General features: G+C 73.4%; 1 pseudogene. It reads right to left on the bottom strand.

What is annotated here, in order from left to right:
- Window positions 1–629, bottom strand: a pseudogene (locus tag CCN56_RS41450) (type VI secretion protein); the annotation flags it as partial.

The raw sequence follows: 629 nt of genomic DNA, 5'->3' as shown, positions 1-629 counted from the left end.
ACGTCGTCGAGGACGAGGGTCAGTGGTGGGTCGAGCCGACCGTCGGATGACCGTGCGGCCATGCGGCGGCCGTGCTCGACCACGCTTGCGGCGAGGGCCGTGAGGAGCGGCATCGCGCCGGGGTGGGTGCGGGGATCCTCGATCGCCTCGCCCACCACGTAGAGCGTGCCCCCTTCGGCGAGGAAAGATGCGAGCGTCAGCGAATCCGTTCGATTCGGTACGCATGCCTCCCTGATGTGGATCGAGGAGAGGGCACTCAGCGCGCGGGCCGTCAGTTCCTGTGCCTGCCGCCGGCTTTCCGGGTGCGCGGTGAGCGCCGACTCCAGGAGGCCCGCCAGGCCCGAGGCGGCCTTCGGGTGGCTGCGGAGGATCCGTACGGGCTCGTGGGCGCNNGTACGGGGGCGAGCAGGGCGACCGCGCGTTCCTGCGCCACCGCGGGGTCCTCGCAGTGCTCGGACGGTGACCAGTGGAGCCGGGCGGGGGTGTCGCAGAGGTGGCCGGGGTCGTGGACCAGGACCGGGCCGAGTTTGCCGCGCGCGTCCTTGGTCGAGGACCAGACGGCGGGGTCGGAGGTGACGACCAGGGCCGGGCCCTCCGCGTCCAGGATCGCCTGCACGGCGGCCGGGCGG

Origin of the sequence: Streptomyces sp. NRRL B-24572 (assembly GCF_002156145.1) — a bacterium.
In the GTDB taxonomy this organism is placed as follows: Bacteria; Actinomycetota; Actinomycetes; order Streptomycetales; family Streptomycetaceae; genus Streptomyces; species Streptomyces vietnamensis.
The sequence above is the reverse complement of the archived record's forward strand: the minus strand, read 5'-3'. Positions and strand labels throughout refer to the sequence as shown.